We start from the raw sequence: 19181 nt of genomic DNA on the forward strand, positions 1-19181 counted from the left end.
AGCGGTGCAGCAAAAAGACGGCCGCGCACCGCACCGGCACAGCTTATGTCAGGCAATATTTGTTGCGAGCGTGCGTTCTTCAAAGTGGCCAATTATCGTCCGACCGCATAGGCCTGCATGAGGCGCGGGGTGGCTGCGGCGCGCATCAGCCCGTCGGCATCGCGTCGGGCGGCGGTCAGCCGGCCGATCGTCCAGGCATCGGTGATCGTCAGCTTGTGGCCCTTTCTGGCGAGCGCGTCGAGCACATCCGGACCGAAATTCTCTTCTGCCATCAGGCTGCCGGGTTCGCGGGTGCGGGGATAGAAGGAACTCGGAAAATGAGCGGTATGAAAGAGCGGCTGATCGATCGCCGCCTGCAGGTTCAGCTTGTGATGGACATGGCGCAGGAAGAAGGAAAGCTGCCATTGCTCCTGCTGATCGCCTCCCGGCGTGCCGAAGGCAAGGGCTGGGTGGCCTTCATAGAGACCGAGAGAAGGCGTCAGCGTCGTGCGCGGCCGTTTTCCCGGAGCAAGCGAGGTCGGCAGGCCTGGCTTGAGCCAGAACATCTGCGCGCGGGAATTGAGGCAGAAGCCGAGGCCCGGCACGGTTGGCGAAGACTGAAGCCAGCCGCCGGACGGCGTGACGGAGACCATGTTGCCGTCATGGTCGATCACGTCGATATGCACGGTGTCGCCACGCTTTTCGGACAGATGCGCCATGGTCGGCTCGTAGACGGCGCCGGTCTTGGATTCGGCGCCGAGCATTTTCATCGTCAGATCATGCTGCGCTTCGAAACCTGGAATGATGCCGGGGCGAAGATCGAAGGAGGCATCCGCGCCGACGAGTTTGCGGCGCTCGGCAGCGTAGCGCTCCGACAGCAGATCTGCGACGGGGATCTCCGAAAAACGCGGATCGCCGTAATAGACTTCGCGGTCGGCAAAGGCGAGCTTCATCGCCTCGACGACGGTATGAACGAAATCGGCACCATCCGATCTCATCGCGGCGAGGTCGAAACCCTTCAGGATCGACAGGGTCTGCAGGAAGACCGGACCCTGACCCCACGGCCCAGTCTTGGCGATCGTCCAGCCGTGATAATCATAGGTCAGCGGCTCCTCGATCGTCGCCGACCAGTTGGCCATGTCGCTTGCGGTGAGCACGCCCTTGTGGCGGTTGCCGCTGGCATCCATCACTTCGGCCGCCTTCAGGTAGGCGTCGATCTTCTCGGCGATGAAGCCGCGATAGAAGGCGTCGCGAGCCGCTTGCACCTGCGCTTCCCGACCGCTTTTTGCCTCTGCTTCGGCAATGACGCGCTTCCAGGTTTCCGCCAGCGCCGGATTGCGGAAATTCGCCTGCGCTTCGGGAACGTTGCCGCCAGGCAGCCAGGTTTCGTGGGAGGTCGGCCATTCCTTTTCGAAGAACGCAGCAAGCCCCTTGATGGTCGCCGAGACCCGCGGCAGCAGCGGATGGCCATGCTCGGCATAATAGATCGCCGGTTCCAGCACCTCGCGCACGCTCATCGTGCCGTAGTCGCGCAGCATCAGCATCCAGCCGTCGAAGGCGCCGGGAATGACCGTCGCAAGCAGGCCGTCGCCGGGGATGAGCGCCAGGCCTTCTCTTGTATAGTGCTCGATCGTCGCTCCGGCCGGTGCGGGCCCTTGCGCTGAGATGACCTCGACTTTGTCCCTCTTCTTCGAATAGATCACCGCCGGCAGGTCGCCGCCGGGGCCACAGAGATGCGGCTCGACGATCTGCAGCACGAAGCCGGTCGCCACCGCCGCATCGAAAGCGTTGCCGCCCTTTTCGAGAATGCTCATGCCGACCGCCGAGCCGATCCAGTGCGTCGAAGTGACGACGCCGAAGGTGCCGAGAATTTCAGGACGAGTCGTAAATCCGGTCATGCCATCTCTGCAATATCATCTCTGTTCGGGTCGGTAGGACCTCAAGCCCGCAGCGAACGCGCGGAGAGGAAGACCCGCGGTTCGAAGGCAAAATCCTTGTCGAAGGGGTAGGTCGGATGCTGCTTGCGCAGCCGCGGCAGGCGCTCGACGAACTGATCGACCACGCCCTCCGACAGCGCCATCAGGTTAGGGTTTGCGATCGGCGCCAGTTCCGGCGAGAGATAGCCCGATTTGACGACGATGATCTTGGCTGCGTGCGGGTCGAGGCCGAGCCGGGTGAAATCGGCGATATTGTGATAGGGTCGCCGTTTGGCCGAGAGCACGAGATCGATGCCGCCGATCGAAACGACCGCCTGCCGATCGGCCGCGTCGGCGGTCTCATGCAGGAATTTGACGGCGAAGCTGGCATTGACCGGCCTGCTGCCCTTGGTATCGAGCGAGGCCCCGACACTGAGGACAGGCTCAGCCCCGACACCTGCGGCGTAACAGGCTTCGGTCGCCGCCTTGTCGGCAATGCCGGCAAAGACGACGCCGTCAGCACCTTTGGCGATCAACTCAGCCAGGACATCGGCCCGGTCTCCGACGCCGCCGCCGGTCGGGTTGTCGCCGGATTCGGCGAGCACGACGGGAGCGGTCGGGCTGGCGATCGCCCTCGCAACGCACTCCTCGACCGAACCGGTCTCGCAGCCGAAGACGAAATCCTCGCGGGCATTCCAATAGGCCCTGGCAAGGCGCCTCGCCTCGCGTTCCAGCACCGCACGGTCAGTGCCGGTCATGATGACCGCGGCCGTGGCGCGCGGTTCGTCGGCCCAGACATAGCCGACCATCAGCGACGCATCCCAAACTCCATCAATCGTGTCGATCTCCGGCAGTTCGGCATAGAGGCTTTTAGCCGGCTCATCGACAGTGCTGGTGCGCTCACCGGGCAGGACGACCGGGATCGGCGCCCAGAGAACGATCGGCCTCACACCTGTTTTCAGGCTTTTGACCAGCATGGAAACCGAGCGGCGCATCGTCTCCTCGACATCGATATGCGGCGCGGTGCGATAGGTAGAGTAGATGTCGAGCGCATCGATGATGCGCTGGGTGACATTACCGTGCAGGTCATAGCTTGCCGAGACAGTGCATTCCTCGCCGACGAGGGCGCGGGCCGCACCGATCCAGTCGCCTTCGGCATCCTCCATGCCCTCGACATACATGGCGCCGTGCATGGCAAGGTACAGACCATCAAGCGGTAGCAGCGACTTCAGCCGCGCGAGGAATTCGCTCTTGAAGCCCTCATAGGTGCCGCGCGAAACCGGCCCGCCGGCAATGGCGCGGGCATGGATCGTCGGCAGGAACTCGGCATCATAATCCTTCAGAAAGGCGAAATAGGGCGATTCCAGCAGCCCCTCCCCGCGCAACACCCGAAAGTCCTTTTCCTCATTCAGAACGGGATTGTATGTGCTGCATTCAATGTGAATGCCACCGACGGCAATGCGCATGGGGAACCTCGGAGTTGAAAGTGGGAGCAATCGGGAAAGGTACGGGTGGCGACGGGCTGAACACGGAGGCGGTTTCAATCCGAAGACGTGCCCCTTGTCCGATCCTGATGATAGTTCGCGAAACGAGCCAATCAACCGCAAATAAACAACAAATTTGCTCCGGGCCGGTCGCCTGGATCGACGATCCGGATCCAGTCATGCAAGAAATTTTTCGATGAGCGCCTTGGCAACCGATTTGCTCAAGCGAGCGAGGTTCGCTTAACAAGCGCAAAGCAACTGCAACGCCGGCCTCAGCGTGTGAGATCGATCCTGCGTCAGCACTGGCGGGTCCAGCCAAGCATTAAGGCCGGCCGTCCGCTGTTGGCGAAAAATACCGCAGCCGTAGCCCGAGAATCGAATGGTAGGTAGCCGGTCCGGACAGGAGCATGATGGCGGAGAGGGTGGGATTTGAACCCACGATACCCTTGCAGGTATGCCGCATTTCGAGTGCGGTGCATTCGACCACTCTGCCACCTCTCCGCGGTCTTGGTCGGCGCTTGTTCGGCGCGGGCGTTCTCATAACGGGCAGATGACAGGTTGGCAAGCCGAAATCTCAAGCTTTTCCATCCTTTTGCCTTGACACCTTTCCGTCACTCGCGTATCCCGCATCCGCAATAGGAGTGGAGTAGTCCGCCCCTTGCCCGCCTCGCGCTCGCGTGGGGTTTCACCGGCAGACCAGAGTTCCGGGCTAGTTCCCTGAAATCCCTGCTTAACTTCGACTGATAAAAAGACGGCCACCTGCGGAAATAGCGGGGAGCGCCGGAACGAACATGAAAGGATAAAAAATGTTCGCAGTCATCAAGACCGGCGGTAAGCAGTACCGTGTGGCAGCTAACGACGTGCTGACCATCGAGAAGCTTGAAGCATCCGCTGGCGACTCCATTGAATTCACCGAAGTCCTCGTGATCGGCGAAGGCGCCGACGCGGCGATCGGTGCGCCCTTCGTAGCCGGCGCCTCCGTCAAGGCGGAAGTCGTCGACCAGACACGCGGCAAGAAGGTCATCGCCTTCAAGAAGCGCCGTCGTCAGAATTCGAAGCGTTCGCGCGGCCATCGCCAGCATCACACGGTCGTCCGTATCACGGACATCGTGGCTGCCAAGTAAGATCAACGGGTTTCAGGTTTAAAGGAGAACTCCAATGGCACATAAAAAAGCTGGCGGTTCCTCGCGCAACGGTCGCGATTCCGAATCCAAGCGCCTTGGCGTGAAGAAGTTCGGCGGCGAAGCCGTCATCGCAGGCAATATCATCGTGCGTCAGCGCGGTACGCAGTGGCATCCCGGTTCCAACGTCGGCCTGGGCAAGGATCACACGATCTTTGCACTTACCGCCGGCAATGTGGACTACCGAACGAAGGCCAACGGTCGCGTCTACGTGTCTGTCATGCCGAAAGCGGAAGCAGCGGAATAAGCCGGTAGCGCTCAAAAACAGCCGGCGTCTCATCGACCCGGCTGGCAGTACCAGGTTCAGTCCAGAAAACAGGGGAGATGGGGCGCCATCTCCCCTTTTTCTTTGTCCAAACAGGAGGACTGAACATGCAAGGCGAATTGATAAGGGTTGACCAATCACGGTCTTCCCGGGAAGACCAGCGGTCTTCCAAGGAACGGCTGAGGCCGGAGCGGTTAAGGACCGATTGCCCTGTCTTGTTATCGGAAAGGCTCGTCATGCGCGCGCCCCATGAAGAAGACATCGACGCCCTTGCCCATCTCGCCAACAACGCCAAAGTCGCCACCATGGTATCGCGTATGCCGCACCCCTATACCGCCAATGATGCCGCCGACTTTGTTTGGCGTTCGCGAAATGGCGAGATTGGCAAGTGCGTCTATGCCATCACCAAAGCCGAAAACGGCGCCTTCATGGGGTGCTGCGGCGTGGAACCGCACAGCGACGGCAGGACCGTCGAGATCGGTTACTGGCTGGGTGAGCCCTATTGGAACCAGGGCTACACCACCGAGGCCTGCCATGCCCTCGTCGACATGGTGTTCCGGACGCGGCAGGACGTCGACCAGATCGACGCCCGTTGCCGGGTGATGAACGTCGCCTCGCGCCGCGTCATCCAGAAGTGCGGCTTCCAGTTCCAGGGATCGGGGCTTTCGGCCTCGCTGGCGCTCGGCAGCAACGTGCCTGTGGAATGGTACAGGCTGGACCGCAAGACCTGGATGTCGCTCCGAAGCTGGGGGAACATCGCATGAGCACGACGGCACTGCAAAGGCCGGACACCAAGCCGATGATGCCCGGCCCCGCGCCGGTCATCCCGACCGCCCGGCTGACACTCCGCCCCCACCGGCTGAGCGATGCGCCCGCCATCGCGGAATCGCTTGCCGATTTCGCGGTGACGCGCATGCTTTCCCGCGTCCCCGCGCCCTTCGACCGGCAGGATGCGCTGGACTGGCTGATGCCGGTCATGTCAGGCACGCTGCCGGACTGGTCGCTCGCGATAACCGGCAAGGACGATGTCCATATTGGCACCGTCTCGATCGAACTGCGCCACGGCCGCTGGCATCTCGGCTACTGGCTGAACCGCTACTACTGGCGACGCGGCTATATGAGCGAGGCGGTGGCAGCGATCATCGAACGCTTTTCGCGCCGCATGCCGGAGACGCCTGTTCATTCCGGTGTCTTCGCAGACAACCCGGCTTCACTGCGACTGCAGGAGAAGCTCGGTTTCCGCATGACCGGTTGCGGCGAAATCTATTGTTTCGCCCGCAACACCATGGTGTCGCATATCGAAACCGTGCTCCAGCCGGGCGCGTTGCAGCCGCGCAAGGTCGCATAACAGAGCATGGTGCCGAACATGCTCTGAAAGAAGTGGAAAAGAAGACGCCGCCGGCTCGGCGGCGTCTTCGTCAATCGCCGATCTCGACCCAGACAGGGAAATGATCGGAACCGAGGGATTGCGTATCGATCCGGGCGGATTTCAACCGGCTCTCCAGGCCGCAACTGACGAAGCAATAGTCAAGATGCATGCGTTTGCCGTGATCATCAGGATCCATCCAGCTGTAGCTGTCCGGCGTGTAAGCGTTAAGCGCCGCAAAAGCGTCCATCGGCGTGCCGATCCTGGCAACACGGCCGTAATATCCGCCGCCGGCACCGGCAAGTGCGCAATATTCCGGCGATTCCGGCTCCATGTTGAAATCGCCCATGATCACATAGTCGTCGGGCAGCGGCAGCTCCGGCAGATCAAGCTCGCCACCGCCCGTCAGCGATCCGCCCTCCTGGACGAATGCGTTGACTTGCCCGTTCAGGAATTGCAGCTGGCGGATGCGCTCGTCGGCGGAGACATGGTCGAGATGCACGGAGTAGACGCGGATCGCTCTGCCCGGAATGGCGATCAGCGCCTCGGTTGCGCCGCGCTGCAGGTTGATCTTGGCGATCGTCCGGCTGCGTGGCAGAAGCAGCGTCCGCGTCGACAGGATCGGCCAGCGCGACAGCACCATATTGCCGAACTGAAAACGCGTGCCGCGCACCGGCTGCAGGCCGCCTTTGCCCCCGTCGATATGGATGTCGCAGGCCGGCCCATAAACCCAGAAATGGTCGGGAAACAAGGCGGCAATCCCTGCCACCATGTCGGCAAAACCGTTGCGGGAAAAGCCGCGGGTCACTTCTTGCAGCGCGATGACATCGGCGCCTTCGAGGCTCCGGGCGATCCGCGCCAGATCGTATCGGCCGTCGAGACCGAAGCCGTACTGTATGTTATAGCTGACAAAATTCACGATAATCTTTGACCTCCGTCGGAACCGCCTATATCGAATGGGCCAAGACGGGCCGTCCAACTGCCACGGAATATTGGAAGTAAAATGAAATTTCTCGACGAAGCAAAGGTCTATATCCGATCTGGAGATGGTGGCGCGGGCAGCGTTTCCTTCCGGCGCGAGAAATTCATCGAGTTCGGCGGCCCCGATGGCGGTGATGGCGGACGCGGCGGCGATGTCTGGGTGGAGGCCGTCAACGGCCTCAACACGCTGATCGATTTCCGCTACCAGCAGCATTTCAAAGCGACGATCGGCACCCATGGCATGGGCCGCAACCGCACCGGCGCCAACGGCAGCGATGTGACGTTGAAGGTCCCCGTAGGAACCCAGATCTTCGAGGAAGACCGGGAAACGATGATCTGCGACCTGACCGAGGAAGGCCAGCGTTACTGCCTCGCCCATGGCGGCAATGGCGGCTTCGGCAACGCCCATTTCAAAACTTCGGTCAATCAGGCCCCGGACTGGGCCAATCCCGGCCTGCCCGGCGAGGAAAAAACCATCTGGCTGCGGCTGAAGCTGATTGCCGATGCCGGCCTTGTCGGCCTGCCCAATGCCGGCAAGTCGACCTTCCTCGCGTCGGTCACCCGCGCCCGGCCGAAGATCGCCAACTACCCCTTCACCACGCTGCATCCCAATCTCGGCGTTGCCACGGTTGACGAGCGGGAGTTCATCCTGGCCGATATTCCGGGCCTGATCGAAGGCGCTCATGAGGGCGTCGGCATCGGCGACCGTTTCCTCGGCCATGTCGAGCGCACCCGCGTGCTGCTCCATCTTGTCTCCGCCCAGGAGGAAAAGGTCGGCAAGGCCTATAAGACGGTCAAACACGAGCTCGAAGCCTATGGCAATGAGCTGACCGATAAGCCCGAGATCGTGGCGCTGTCGCAGATCGACGTGCTTGACGAGGCCGAACTGAAGAAGAAGACGAAGGAGCTGGCGAAGGCCTGCGGCAAGACTCCCTTCCAGATCTCCGCTGTCACCGGCAGGGGCATGACCGAGGTTCTGCGCGCGCTGCGCGATATCATCGTCGAAGAGAATGCCGAGGAAAAGCCCGCCAAGGTGCCGAAGCTCCGGCATCGCGACATGATCGTCAGCGAAGAAGGCACGGACGAGGATGCGGCCGATGACCAGCCGTAAGCCGCTTGGCCGCTACCGCCGCATCGTCATCAAGATCGGCTCGGCCCTGCTGGTCGATCGTAAGGCCGGGCTGAAGAAGGCCTGGCTCGATGCGATGTGCGCCGATATTGCAGGCCTGAAGGCCAAGGGGATCGACGTGCTCGTCGTCTCCTCGGGGGCAATCGCGCTCGGCCGCTCGGTGCTCAACCTGCCCGCCGGCGCGCTGAAGCTAGAGGAAAGCCAGGCCGCCGCCGCCGTCGGCCAGATCGCCTTGGCACGCGCCTGGTCGGAGAGCCTGTCGCGCGACGAAATCGTCGCCGGCCAGATCCTGCTGACGCTCGGTGATACCGAGGAACGCCGCCGCTATCTCAACGCACGCGCCACCGTCAATCAGCTCCTGAAGATCGGCGCCGTGCCGATCATCAACGAGAACGATACGGTCGCGACCAGCGAGATCCGCTATGGCGACAACGACCGGCTTGCCGCCCGTGTGGCGACGATGACCGGCGCCGACCTGCTCATCCTCCTTTCCGATATTGACGGCCTCTACACCGCGCCGCCGCATCTCGATCCGAATGCGGCCTTCCTCGAGACGATCGGCGAAATCACCCCGGAAATCGAGGCGATGGCCGGAGGGGCCGCCTCCGAGCTCTCGCGTGGCGGCATGCGCACCAAGATCGATGCCGGCAAGATCGCCACCACGTCGGGCTGCGCCATGATCATCGCGTCGGGCAAGACCGACAGCCCTCTGTCGGCGATCGAAAACGGCGCGCGCTCCTCCTGGTTCGCTCCTTCCGGAACGCCAGTCACCGCCCGCAAGACCTGGATCGCCGGGCAGCTGCAGCCGGCAGGCGAACTGCATGTCGACGAGGGCGCCGTCACCGCGCTCGGCGCCGGCAAGAGCTTGCTTCCCGCCGGCGTGCGCAGCGTTTCCGGCCTCTTCAGCCGTGGCGACACGGTAGCGATCATCGGACCGGCCGGTCGCGAGATCGCCCGCGGGTTGGCAAGCTACGATGCCGAGGACGCCCGCCGCATCGCCGGCCGCAAGTCGGCCGAGATCGCGGCCATTCTCGGTTATGCCGGGCGCGCCGCCATGGTCCATCGCGACGACATGGTGATGACCACCCAGATCAGACCGAAATCGGAAAGGCAGAAGAAGGACGCGAGCTATGCTTGATACCGTTGCGCCGGGGCCTGACATTGATGCGCTGATGAACGACATCGGCCGCAAGGCGAAGGCTGCCGCGCGACCGTTGGGCTTTGCGTCCACCGAGGCGAAGAACAAGGCCCTGAACGCCATGGCCGACGCGATCCTGGCGAGCAGGGCGCATATCCTGGCCGAAAACGCCAAGGACCTGAAGGATATCGAAGGCAGCGAAACGCTTGCCTCCTTCGTCGACCGGTTGACGCTGAACGAAAAGCGCATTGCCGAGATGGCCGAGGGAATCCGCGCCATCGCCGCCCTTGCCGATCCGGTTGGCGAAGTCATCGCCGCCTGGGACCGGCCGAACGGCCTGAAGATCGAGCGCGTCCGCACGCCGCTCGGCGTCATCGGGGTGATCTTCGAAAGCCGGCCGAACGTCACCGCCGATGCCGGGGCGCTCTGCCTGAAAGCGGGCAATGCGGTCATCCTGCGCTGCGGCTCGGATTCGCGCCGTTCATCGCAGGCTATCCATGCCTGCATGGTTGAAGGATTGAAGGCCGCGGGACTTCCAGAGCACGCTATCCAACTTGTCCCTGTTACCGATCGAGCCGCCGTCGGCGCCATGCTGCGTGGCCTCGACGGCGCAATCGACGTCATCGTGCCGCGCGGCGGCAAAAGCCTGGTTGCCCGCGTGCAGACCGAGGCCCGGGTGCCGGTCTTTGCCCATCTCGAAGGCCTTTGCCATATCTATGTCGATGCCTCGGCCGATATCGAAATGGCGAAGAAGATCGTCGTCAACGCCAAGATGCGCCGCACCGGCATCTGCGGCGCGGCCGAGACTCTGCTCGTCGATATCGCGGCAACCGGCACGCATCTGACGCCGCTGCTCGAGGTGCTGACGGACGCCGGCTGCGAGATCCGCGCTTCGGCGGCGGTGCTGAAAGTTGCGCCCGGCCTGAAGCCCGCGACGGAGGAGGACTGGTCGACCGAATATCTCGACGCGATCATCTCGGTCGCCGTCGTCGACGGCATATCGGGTGCCATCGGCCATATCCAGAAATATTCCTCGAACCACACCGAGGCCATCATCGCCGAGGATCCCGGCGTCGTCGAGCGTTTTTTCACCGAAGTCGATTCGGCGATCCTGCTGCACAACGCTTCTACCCAGTTCGCCGATGGCGGTGAGTTCGGCATGGGCGCGGAAATCGGCATCGCCACCGGCAAGATGCATGCCCGCGGTCCCGTCGGTGTCGAACAGCTGACCTCCTTCAAATACCGGGTGCGCGGTGCCGGACAGACCCGACCCTGACGTGACGACGGAAGAGCTGGACCGACGTTATCTCCGCATGCCGCACAGCGAGCGCGGCATGATCGTCGGCCTGTTCGGCGGGTCGTTCAATCCGCCCCATGAGGGCCATGCGCTCGTCGCCGAAATCGCCATCAAGCGGCTCGGTCTCGACCAGCTCTGGTGGATGGTGACCCCCGGCAATCCGCTGAAAAGCCGCAATCTTCTCGCGCCGCTCGCCGAACGAATTGCCGAAAGCGAGCGTGTCGCCGCCGATCCGCGCATCAAGGTCACCGCTTTCGAACAGACGCTCGGCGTCAGCTACACCGCCAATACGCTGGCCCGCGTCAAGGCCCGCAATCCGCATGTGCATTTCATCTGGATCATGGGCGCCGACAGCCTGCAGACCTTTCACAAATGGCAGAAATGGCAGGAGATCGCCCGCACCTTTCCGATCGCGGTGATCGACCGGCCGGGCGCGACGCTCTCCTATCTCTCTTCGAAAATGACGCGGAGCTTCGATTTCGCGCGCGTCGACGAGGACGATGCGCGCGTTCTCTGGAAGAAGCGGGCTCCGGCCTGGACCTTCATCCACGGCCCACGCTCCGGCCTGAGCTCGACGGCAATCCGCAACGGCGCTTTGCCGGGCACGGTCAGATAGTTGATTTTAGAAAAAATCCCGGAAACGAGAAAGCCCGACGGGGGAGGAGATCCGTCGGGCTTATAAACTCGATCGACAACTGGGAGGAGGAGTGTTGCCGATCCTGTCGAACGGCTATGGGAGGAGGAGAAAGCCGTTTCGATGAATGTGTTGTACCATATTCCGCGGCAAGGTGAATATCATTTTGTGCAATGCAGCAATGCAACCGACGCAATACTGCAGTCACAAGGCGTCGAATGCTGCCGCATTAATCGGCAAGCTCTGCAAAACAACTCTTTCCCCCTGCGGGTCCGCTTGGCAATCGCCATCCCCGCTCATTGCGCGCCTACGGACCAACCTTTCAAAAGCAAGCCCGTCATGAAGAGATAAGCCCGGCCGCCGGTAGGGTTATATTTTCACGGACATATCCCCTAGCCAAACTATGAGTATCGTTATATTCGTAGAAATATTTCGAGACCTGGGGAGTGAATGCATGCAGAACCGCTGCCAATGGATGAAGCTGGCAACCGCCGCGATCGCGGCTCTCTGCATAGGCGCGGCGCTGCCGGCACCAACCGGAGCCGCTGAGAAGCTGACCGTGTTTGCCGCGGCAAGTCTCAAAAATGCGCTCGACGCCGCCAATGCCGCTTGGACCCAGGAGAGCGGCAAGGAAGCCGTCGCCTCCTATGCGGCGAGCGGGGCTCTTGCCAAGCAGATCGAAAACGCCGCGCCGGCCGACATCTTCATCTCGGCCGATCTCGACTGGATGGACTACCTCGCGGATAAGAAGCTGATCAAAGCCGACACCCGCTCGAACCTGCTCGGAAACCGGATCGTGCTCGTGGCCGAAAAGGACAAGGCAAAGTCGGTCGAGATCAAACAGGGTTTCGATCTCGCCGCTTTGCTCGGTGACGGCAGGCTTGCCATGGGTGAGCCGAAATCGGTTCCCGCGGGCAAATACGGCATGGCTGCGCTGGAAAAACTCGGCGTCTGGACATCGGTCGAAAGCAAGGTCGCTGGCGCCGAAAGCGTACGCGCAGCCCTCGCCCTTGTCTCCCGCGGCGAAGCGCCTTATGGCATCGTCTACCAGACCGACGCGGCGGCCGACAAGGGTGTCGCGATCGTCGGCACCTTCCCGGCCGACTCCCACCCACCGATCATCTATCCGGTCGCGATCGTTGCTAAGAGCAAGAACCCGGATGCAAGGGCCTATCTCGACTTCCTGAAATCGGACAAGGCGTCCGTCTTCTTCACGGCGCAGGGCTTCACTATCCTGAAGTGATTGAGAAACGGAGGCGATTGCGGAATCAGGGGCGACAGCTTAGCGTCAGTCAAGGCTGCTGACCCACTGCTCTGGCTGCCCGCTTCGTTCAGATGGTTGCCCCTCATCCTAACCCTCTCCCCGTGGATGAGGGGCAGGCGTCGAGTGACACCGTAGGTTCGTCATCAAACTGAGGCTTGCCTCGGCGACTTCGATCATCAGGGAGACCGTTTGGATTGGATGTTCTGGGCCTGAGCAATGAGGAATGGACGGCGATCCTGCTCAGCCTGCGCGTCTCGATCGTCGCGATGCTGGCGAGCCTGCCCTTCGGCATTCTCGTTGCCCTGCTCTTGGCCCGCGGCCGCTTCTGGGGCAAGTCGGTGCTGAACGGCATCGTTCACCTGCCGCTGATCCTGCCGCCCGTCGTCACCGGTTTCCTTCTCCTAATCCTCTTCGGCCGCCGCGGCCCGATCGGCAGTCTGCTCGACCAGCATTTCGGCATCGTCTTCTCCTTCCGCTGGACGGGCGCCGCACTCGCCTGCGCCGTCATGGCCTTTCCCTTGATGGTGCGCAGCATCCGCCTTTCGATCGAAGCGGTCGACCGCAAGCTGGAAGAGGCGGCCGGAACGCTCGGCGCCGGCCCTGTCTGGGTTTTCCTGACGATCACACTGCCGTTGACACTCCCGGGCATCATCGTCGGCATGATCCTTTCTTTCGCCAAGGCGATGGGGGAATTCGGCGCGACGATCACCTTCGTCTCCAACATTCCGGGCGAGACGCAGACGCTGCCGGCAGCGATCTACACCTTCACCCAGGTGCCGGGCGGTGATGCCGGTGCGCTGCGGCTGACGCTCGTCGCCATCGTCATATCCATGGCCGCCCTGCTCGCCTCCGAATTCCTCGCTCGTCTCGCCGGCCGGAGGATCGATCCGGAATGACGCTGATCGTCAAGGCAAAACAAAGGCTCGGTGCCTTCACGCTCGACGCCGCCTTCACCTCCGAAGGCGGTGTGACCGCATTGTTCGGCCGCTCCGGCTCAGGCAAAACCTCACTGATGCGCATCATTGCCGGTCTCGCCCGGCCGGATGAGGGCCGCGTCGTGCTTGACGGCGAGCGCCTCACCGAAACGACAGCTGGCATCTTCGTCCCGAAACACCGCCGCCGTTTCGGTTATGTCTTCCAGGAGGCGCGGCTGTTCCCGCATCTGAGCGTCCGCGCCAATCTTTCCTACGGCCGCTGGTTTGCCCCCAAGGCGGCACACCGCGAGAGCTTCGACCATATCATCGACCTGCTCGGCATCGAGCCGCTGTTGGAACGCAGCCCCGCAAAACTTTCCGGCGGCGAAAAGCAGCGGGTCGCGATCGGCCGCGCCCTTCTCTCCTCGCCGCGCCTGCTCCTGATGGACGAGCCGCTTGCCGCCCTCGACGAGGCGCGCAAGGCCGAGATCCTGCCCTATCTCGAGCGGTTGCGCGATGAGACCGAAATCCCGATCGTCTATGTCAGCCATGCGATCGCCGAGGTGGCGCGGCTGGCAAGCCAGGTCGTCGTCATGCACGACGGCAAGGTCGAGGCGACAGGTCCCGCAATCGACATATTGAGCCATCCCTCTGCGGCTTCCGACCGGAAAGAGGTGGGGGCGCTGCTCGAAGGCACGGTCGAGAGCTTCGATGCGCGCCACCGCCTGTCGATCGTCGCCCTGAAATCCAACCGGCTGCATATTCCCGGCACCGCCCTTGCCTCAGGCAGACCGGTCCGCATCCGCATTCCTTCCCGAGATGTCATGCTGGCGACCGCAAGGCCCGAGGGTCTGAGCGCGCTGAACATTCTTGAAGGCAGAATCGAAAACATGTCACCGGACGACGACGGGACGGTCGAAATCCGGCTCGATTGTGACGGCGATGCCGTTCTCTCGCGCATCACCGCGCTTTCCTGCGAGCGCCTCGATCTCCGGCCCGGCAAGACCGTCTTCGCCATCATCAAGACGGTTGCCCTGGAAAGCTGATCAATCGTGCTCGCCAAGCAGCAGGTTACGCTTGGCTTCGAGCCAGGCGAGATCCTCGGCAAGGCTCTCCCGCACCGTCTGTTCCATCCGGCGAAACCGCGCTAGCAATTCTTCGCCGAACGGCGTCAATGCCGCGCCGCCGCCCTTCTGGCCGCCGCGCTGCGGCTCCACCACCTGTTCTGAGAACATCCGGTTCATCTCGCTGACGAGCAGCCACGCGCGGCGATAGGACATGTCCATCGCCCGCCCGGCCGCCGAGATCGACCCGGTCGCGCGGATATGCTCCAGCAGTTCCATCTTGCCGTGACCGAGGCGGTGCTCATTCGGGAAGCTGATTCGCAGGACGGGAACAGGTGTTTTTACGGCTGAGTCGGTCATCGAATCGGAAAATCGAGGAATTTGCCGCACTTTACGCCGCGGTACGGAAACTGTACACCGACCGCACTAGCAGCCCCGGCGGCAATATTCTTCATTTCGGACGTCATATCGGATTTTCGGCGGCTCTGTACCTTAGCACGTCTTGAAACATTAATGGTTTGATGCCTATCTTAACCATGATCCGGTCCCAATCGGATCTCGTGTTGTGCATGGTTTGTCATTCCAGGAAAGGGAAAAAACTGACAACAGTACACGCCAAGGGAAAAACGCTCGCCGTTGTCCCGAAGAGTGCGGAACGTGGCGCCGATGCCGCTGCCCGCGCCTTAGAAGCCGTCCTCACCAGCCTTGAGGACTCCAAAGCTGAAGATATCGTCACCATCGACATTGCCGGAAAATCGGCGCTCGGAGACTACATGGTGGTCGTCTCCGGCCGCTCGAACAGGCACGTCCTGGCGATCTCGGATCACCTGCTCACCGATCTCAAGGACGAAGGCTTCGGTACGGCCCGCGTCGAAGGTCAGGAAGGCGGCGACTGGATCCTGATCGACACGGGTGACATCATTGTGCATGTGTTCCGTCCCGAAATCCGCGAGTTCTACAACATCGAAAAGATGTGGGCGGCTCCGGATATGGATGAAGAGACACGGCACTGACAGGCGGGCCGGCATCGCCCGGCGCCTGAGATGCGGCATTTGACTGGCCGGGAAACATGAGAAGCCGGCCGCGGTGTATCGTGTGCCTGAAATGCCGTCACGAGCAGGAGCGGGGAAATGCGAATTGGTCTTTTTGCGGTGGGACGGCTGAAGTCCGGCCCCGAAAAGGATCTTGTGGCCCGTTACCTCGATCGTTTTGCCAAGGCCGGCTCTGCTGTCGGCCTCGAATTCACCCGCGTTGCTGAAGTCGGTGAAAGCCGGGCCTCCAATGCGGAGACTCGAAAGCGCGAGGAGGGGGCGATGCTGCTGAAATCGCTGACCGAGGGCAGCGTTCTCATCCTTCTGGATGAACGCGGCAAGGCGCTCGACAGTGAAGCCTTCGCCAAGCTGCTCGGCAACTACCGTGACCAGGGCAAACGTGAGCTGACGATTGCAATCGGCGGAGCCGACGGACTTGATTCCGGCCTTTACGACCGGGCCGACGCCACGCTTTGCCTGGGCAAGATGACCTGGCCGCATCAACTCGTGCGCACGCTGATCGCCGAGCAGCTCTACCGCGCCGTCACCATTTTGTCCGGCCACCCCTATCACCGCGTCTGACCATTCACGCTCGGTCCATGGCTCGGCTATGCGTCGCATTGTCACGCAGCCGTGTTTTGCGCAGGCAGGCTTTCTCCTGCAAACTTTCTGGCAAAGCGTGCCAAATCAGCTTAGTCTCCGCGCGATTTGAGAGAGTGCCCTGACACGCATGACGACGACTCCAACCAGGCGACACCGCATGATTTTGCCGGCACTTGCGGCCGGTTTCGGTGTTGCGGTCATCCTCGTCTCGACAAGCCCGTTTTCGGTCCTGGCCCAGGATGCCGCCCCGGAAGCGGCGCAATCTTCACACCCGCCGCCCGCCGAGGCGCCGCCGCCTGATCCGGCCGCCGAACTTGCCGCCAAACGCGATCAGACCCGCGCCGAACTCGAAACCCTGTCGAAATCAATCAGCCTCTCCTCCGATAAGGTGAGCGAACTCCAGCAGAGTATCGCCAATCTGGAAAAGAGCACGCAGAGCATTCGCCAGGCGCTGATCGATTCCGCCGCCCGCCGCAAGGGGCTGGAAAAACAGATCCTTGAGAGCGAGAAGAAGCTTGCCGACCTCGGCGTCAAGGAGAATGGCATCCGCCGTTCCCTGCACGAACGCCGCGGCCTGCTGGCCGAGGTGCTGGCGGCACTTCAGCGCATGGGCCGCAATCCGCCGCCGGCTTTGCTCGTCACCCCGGACGACGCGCTCGCATCCGTGCGCAGCGCCATCCTGCTCGGCGCCGTCGTTCCCGGCATCCGCAAGGAAACCGACAAGCTCGCCGCCGATCTCGCAAGCCTGGCCGCGCTACAGACGGCAAGCGCCGCCGAGAAGAGCCAGCTGACGGCGACGATGACCGACAGCATCGAGGAAGAGCGGCGCATGGATCTGCTGCTTGCCGAAAACGACAAGCTCAGCCGCAGCAACGCCGCTGATCTGGAGGCCGAGAAGAAGCGGTCCGAGGAACTCGCGGGCAAGGCGACCAGCCTCGAAGGCCTCGTCGCCTCGATGGAATCCGAGATCGCCTCGGTACGCGAAGCGGCCGCCGCGGCCCGTCAGGCCGAGGAGAACCGCAAGCTCTTGACGGACGAGCAGCGGGCTCAGGCCAAGGCGCTGGCCGAGAGCGGCGTGCCCGATAAAAACCGCATTGCGCCCGCATATCCCTTCGCAGATTTGAGGGCGAAATTGGAACTGCCCGTGGCAGGCGATATCCTGCGCCAGTTCGGCGATGCCGATGGCACCGGGCATGAAGCCATGGGAATGACGGTCGCCACCAACCCGGAGACAGTGGTGACGGCCCCGGCAGACGGGCTGGTGGTTTTTGCCGGCGCTTTCCGCAGTTACGGTCAGATGATCATTCTCGACGCGGGCGACGGATACCACCTGGTTCTCTCGGGAATGGATACCATCAATACCCGTCAGGGAAAATTCGTTTTCTCTGGTGAACCGCTCGCCATGATGGGAGCGAAAAGAGTGGCGAGCGCAACTGCATTGGCGCTGGAAACGGACCGGCCAACGCTTTACATTGAATTTCGAAAAGACGGTAAACCGGTCGATTCCCGACCGTGGTGGACCGCCAAGGACACTGGAAAGGCACGCAATGATTCGTAGGGCTTCTCTTGTTCTGGTCGGCGCATTGATGGGTGCGACCGCGATGAGCGTCATTTATTCGGCAGGTGTGCCGGCAGAAGCAGCCGGATCCTCCACCTACAAGGAACTGTCGGTATTCGGCGATGTCTTCGAACGAGTGCGCGCGCAGTACGTCACGCCGCCGGCCGAAGACAAGCTGATCGAAAACGCCATCAACGGCATGCTGTCTTCGCTCGACCCGCATTCGAGCTACATGAATGCGAAGGACGCTGAAGATATGCGCACCCAGACGAAGGGTGAGTTCGGCGGTCTCGGCATCGAAGTCACAATGGAAGACGAGCTCGTCAAGGTCATCACGCCGATCGATGACACGCCCGCCGCCAAGGCCGGTGTTCTCGCCGGCGACTACATTTCCGAGATCGACGGGCAGTCCGTTCGCGGCCTGAAGCTGGAAGACGCCGTCGAGAAGATGCGCGGCGCCGTCAACACCCCAATCAAGCTGACGCTGATCCGCAAGGGCGCCGACAAGCCGATCGAGCTGACGATCGTCCGTGACGTTGTCGCCGTCCAGGCCGTCAAGTCGCGCGTCGAGGACGATGTCGGTTATCTCCGCATCATCTCCTTCACCGAAAAGACCTATCCCGACATGGAGAAGGCGATCAAGAAGATCAAGGACACCGTTCCGGCCGACAAGCTGAAGGGTTACGTCCTTGACCTGCGCCTCAATCCGGGCGGTCTGCTCGACCAGGCGATCAATGTCTCCGATGCCCTGCTGCAGCGTGGCGAGGTCGTTTCGACCCGCGGCCGCAATCCCGATGAAACCCGCCGCTTCAATGCCGGCCCGGGCGATCTGACGGACGGCAAGCCGGTTATTGTGCTGATCAACGGCGGTTCGGCGTCCGCATCGGAAATCGTCGCCGGCGCCCTTCAGGATCTTCGTCGCGCCACCGTTCTCGGCACCCGCTCCTTCGGCAAGGGTTCTGTCCAGACGATCATCCCGCTCGGTGAAAACGGCGCGCTACGCCTGACCACGGCGCTCTATTACACGCCGTCGGGGCGCTCGATCCAGGGCACCGGCATCACACCCGACATTAAGGTCGAGGAGCCGCTGCCGGAGGAACTTCAGGGCAAGATGGTGACGGAGGGTGAATCCAGCCTGCGCGGCCACATCAAGGGCCAGAGCGAAACCGACGAGGGTTCAGGCTCCGTTGCCTATGTGCCGCCAGACCCGAAGGACGACGTTCAGCTGAACTACGCGCTCGACCTGCTGCGCGGCAAGAAGACCGATCCGGCCTTCCCGCCGAACCCGGACAAGGCCGTCGTCGCCAAGTAATCGATCATTGCAAGGCCGGGCACTCGCCCGGCCTTGACCCTTTCTGCTGTTTCCCGGTTTGGAGC

Annotated in this window: 19 protein-coding genes and 1 tRNA gene; 15 read left to right on the forward strand and 5 right to left on the reverse strand. The window is 62.2% G+C overall.

From position 1 onward, the window contains the following. Nucleotides 1–92: 92 nt before the first annotated feature. From FHT70_RS19145 to FHT70_RS19155, 3 genes are all read right to left on the reverse strand, one after another. Nucleotides 93–1877, reverse strand: a complete 1785-nt coding sequence (locus tag FHT70_RS19145) for a gamma-glutamyltransferase family protein (protein ID WP_183704013.1) — start codon at nt 1875–1877, stop codon at nt 93–95. A 41-nt stretch (nt 1878–1918) separates the two neighbouring features. Continuing rightward, nucleotides 1919–3361: a M81 family metallopeptidase gene (locus FHT70_RS19150; protein ID WP_183704016.1), complete on the reverse strand. Its 1443-nt coding sequence runs from the start codon at nt 3359–3361 to the stop codon at nt 1919–1921. A gap of 429 nt (nt 3362–3790) precedes the next feature. Beyond that, nucleotides 3791–3880, reverse strand: a tRNA-Ser gene (locus FHT70_RS19155). A 305-nt stretch (nt 3881–4185) separates the two neighbouring features. On the opposite strand from FHT70_RS19155, the gene rplU reads away from it, so the two are divergent. The 4 genes from rplU (at nt 4186) to FHT70_RS19175 (ending at nt 6173) form a co-directional block, all read left to right on the forward strand. Continuing rightward, a complete protein-coding gene (gene rplU, locus FHT70_RS19160; protein ID WP_007824851.1) occupies nt 4186–4503 on the forward strand; it encodes a 50S ribosomal protein L21 in 318 nt (105 codons plus the stop codon). Between the two features lie 34 nt (nt 4504–4537). Beyond that, nucleotides 4538–4807: a 50S ribosomal protein L27 gene (gene rpmA / locus FHT70_RS19165; protein ID WP_004676172.1), complete on the forward strand. Its 270-nt coding sequence runs from the start codon at nt 4538–4540 to the stop codon at nt 4805–4807. 125 nt (nt 4808–4932) lie between these two features. Further along, entirely contained in the window at nt 4933–5589 is a 657-nt protein-coding gene (locus FHT70_RS19170) for a GNAT family protein (protein ID WP_183704018.1), read from the forward strand. After that, nucleotides 5586–6173 (forward strand): GNAT family N-acetyltransferase, encoded by a 588-nt coding sequence (locus tag FHT70_RS19175; RefSeq protein WP_183704021.1) that lies wholly within the window; start codon nt 5586–5588, stop codon nt 6171–6173. The genes FHT70_RS19170 and FHT70_RS19175 overlap by 4 nt, the downstream gene beginning before the upstream one ends. A 70-nt stretch (nt 6174–6243) precedes the next feature. Here the strand turns inward: FHT70_RS19175 and FHT70_RS19180 are convergent, their stop codons facing one another. Beyond that, a complete protein-coding gene (locus FHT70_RS19180; protein WP_183704023.1) occupies nt 6244–7110 on the reverse strand; it encodes an endonuclease/exonuclease/phosphatase family protein in 867 nt (288 codons plus the stop codon). A gap of 84 nt (nt 7111–7194) precedes the next feature. On the opposite strand from FHT70_RS19180, the gene obgE reads away from it, so the two are divergent. From obgE to modC, 7 genes are all read left to right on the forward strand, one after another. Continuing rightward, the gene (obgE, locus tag FHT70_RS19185) at nt 7195–8283 is read left to right on the forward strand and encodes a GTPase ObgE (protein WP_085779856.1); all 1089 of its coding nucleotides are present in this window, start codon (nt 7195–7197) and stop codon (nt 8281–8283) included. Beyond that, on the forward strand, nt 8270–9439 hold the full coding sequence (proB, locus tag FHT70_RS19190) for a glutamate 5-kinase (protein WP_183704026.1): 1170 nt from the start codon (nt 8270–8272) through the stop codon (nt 9437–9439). Before obgE ends, proB begins: the two co-directional genes overlap by 14 nt. Then, nucleotides 9432–10715 (forward strand): glutamate-5-semialdehyde dehydrogenase, encoded by a 1284-nt coding sequence (locus FHT70_RS19195; protein ID WP_183704029.1) that lies wholly within the window; start codon nt 9432–9434, stop codon nt 10713–10715. Before proB ends, FHT70_RS19195 begins: the two co-directional genes overlap by 8 nt. A 37-nt stretch (nt 10716–10752) precedes the next feature. Continuing rightward, entirely contained in the window at nt 10753–11352 is a 600-nt protein-coding gene (locus FHT70_RS19200; RefSeq protein ID WP_245421306.1) for a nicotinate-nucleotide adenylyltransferase, read from the forward strand. Between the two features lie 472 nt (nt 11353–11824). After that, nucleotides 11825–12613 carry a molybdate ABC transporter substrate-binding protein gene (modA, locus tag FHT70_RS19205; RefSeq protein WP_183704032.1) on the forward strand — a complete coding sequence of 263 codons (789 nt, stop codon included), beginning with the start codon at nt 11825–11827 and terminating at the stop codon, nt 12611–12613. A 215-nt stretch (nt 12614–12828) separates the two neighbouring features. Further along, a complete protein-coding gene (gene modB / locus FHT70_RS19210; RefSeq protein WP_183704034.1) occupies nt 12829–13530 on the forward strand; it encodes a molybdate ABC transporter permease subunit in 702 nt (233 codons plus the stop codon). Next, the gene (gene modC / locus FHT70_RS19215; protein WP_183704036.1) at nt 13527–14594 is read left to right on the forward strand and encodes a molybdenum ABC transporter ATP-binding protein; all 1068 of its coding nucleotides are present in this window, start codon (nt 13527–13529) and stop codon (nt 14592–14594) included. Before modB ends, modC begins: the two co-directional genes overlap by 4 nt. Here the strand turns inward: modC and FHT70_RS19220 are convergent, their stop codons facing one another. Then, entirely contained in the window at nt 14595–14972 is a 378-nt protein-coding gene (locus FHT70_RS19220) for a winged helix-turn-helix domain-containing protein (RefSeq protein WP_097598295.1), read from the reverse strand. 209 nt (nt 14973–15181) lie between these two features. Here FHT70_RS19220 and rsfS point away from each other — a divergent pair, with 209 nt between their 5' ends. The 4 genes from rsfS to FHT70_RS19240 all read left to right on the forward strand — a co-directional run bounded on the left by rsfS (nt 15182) and on the right by FHT70_RS19240 (nt 19116). Further along, nucleotides 15182–15625, forward strand: coding sequence for a ribosome silencing factor (gene rsfS / locus FHT70_RS19225; RefSeq protein WP_085779863.1), 444 nt, complete (start codon nt 15182–15184; stop codon nt 15623–15625). A gap of 117 nt (nt 15626–15742) precedes the next feature. Further along, entirely contained in the window at nt 15743–16225 is a 483-nt protein-coding gene (gene rlmH, locus FHT70_RS19230) for a 23S rRNA (pseudouridine(1915)-N(3))-methyltransferase RlmH (protein WP_183704038.1), read from the forward strand. Between the two features lie 178 nt (nt 16226–16403). Next, nucleotides 16404–17804, forward strand: coding sequence for a murein hydrolase activator EnvC (locus FHT70_RS19235; protein ID WP_183704040.1), 1401 nt, complete (start codon nt 16404–16406; stop codon nt 17802–17804). Next, nucleotides 17794–19116: a S41 family peptidase gene (locus tag FHT70_RS19240; RefSeq protein WP_003543943.1), complete on the forward strand. Its 1323-nt coding sequence runs from the start codon at nt 17794–17796 to the stop codon at nt 19114–19116. The genes FHT70_RS19235 and FHT70_RS19240 overlap by 11 nt, the downstream gene beginning before the upstream one ends. The last annotated feature ends 65 nt before the right edge of the window (nt 19117–19181 follow it).

The organism is Rhizobium sp. BK049 (assembly GCF_014193135.1).
GTDB lineage: Bacteria > Pseudomonadota > Alphaproteobacteria > Rhizobiales > Rhizobiaceae > Rhizobium.

What these genes read in the sequence shown, in the direction of transcription:
- FHT70_RS19145 (WP_183704013.1), bottom strand. Translation starts at nt 1,877, where the DNA reads ATGACCGGATTTACGACTCGTCCTGAAATTCTCGGCACCTTCGGCGTC.
- FHT70_RS19150 (WP_183704016.1), bottom strand. Translation starts at nt 3,361, where the DNA reads ATGCGCATTGCCGTCGGTGGCATTCACATTGAATGCAGCACATACAAT.
- rplU (WP_007824851.1), top strand. Translation starts at nt 4,186, where the DNA reads ATGTTCGCAGTCATCAAGACCGGCGGTAAGCAGTACCGTGTGGCAGCT.
- rpmA (WP_004676172.1), top strand. Translation starts at nt 4,538, where the DNA reads ATGGCACATAAAAAAGCTGGCGGTTCCTCGCGCAACGGTCGCGATTCC.
- FHT70_RS19170 (WP_183704018.1), top strand. Translation starts at nt 4,933, where the DNA reads ATGCAAGGCGAATTGATAAGGGTTGACCAATCACGGTCTTCCCGGGAA.
- FHT70_RS19175 (WP_183704021.1), top strand. Translation starts at nt 5,586, where the DNA reads ATGAGCACGACGGCACTGCAAAGGCCGGACACCAAGCCGATGATGCCC.
- obgE (WP_085779856.1), top strand. Translation starts at nt 7,195, where the DNA reads ATGAAATTTCTCGACGAAGCAAAGGTCTATATCCGATCTGGAGATGGT.
- proB (WP_183704026.1), top strand. Translation starts at nt 8,270, where the DNA reads ATGACCAGCCGTAAGCCGCTTGGCCGCTACCGCCGCATCGTCATCAAG.
- FHT70_RS19195 (WP_183704029.1), top strand. Translation starts at nt 9,432, where the DNA reads ATGCTTGATACCGTTGCGCCGGGGCCTGACATTGATGCGCTGATGAAC.
- FHT70_RS19200 (WP_245421306.1), top strand. Translation starts at nt 10,753, where the DNA reads ATGCCGCACAGCGAGCGCGGCATGATCGTCGGCCTGTTCGGCGGGTCG.
- modA (WP_183704032.1), top strand. Translation starts at nt 11,825, where the DNA reads ATGCAGAACCGCTGCCAATGGATGAAGCTGGCAACCGCCGCGATCGCG.
- modC (WP_183704036.1), top strand. Translation starts at nt 13,527, where the DNA reads ATGACGCTGATCGTCAAGGCAAAACAAAGGCTCGGTGCCTTCACGCTC.
- FHT70_RS19220 (WP_097598295.1), bottom strand. Translation starts at nt 14,972, where the DNA reads ATGACCGACTCAGCCGTAAAAACACCTGTTCCCGTCCTGCGAATCAGC.
- rsfS (WP_085779863.1), top strand. Translation starts at nt 15,182, where the DNA reads ATGGTTTGTCATTCCAGGAAAGGGAAAAAACTGACAACAGTACACGCC.
- rlmH (WP_183704038.1), top strand. Translation starts at nt 15,743, where the DNA reads ATGCGAATTGGTCTTTTTGCGGTGGGACGGCTGAAGTCCGGCCCCGAA.
- FHT70_RS19235 (WP_183704040.1), top strand. Translation starts at nt 16,404, where the DNA reads ATGATTTTGCCGGCACTTGCGGCCGGTTTCGGTGTTGCGGTCATCCTC.
- FHT70_RS19240 (WP_003543943.1), top strand. Translation starts at nt 17,794, where the DNA reads ATGATTCGTAGGGCTTCTCTTGTTCTGGTCGGCGCATTGATGGGTGCG.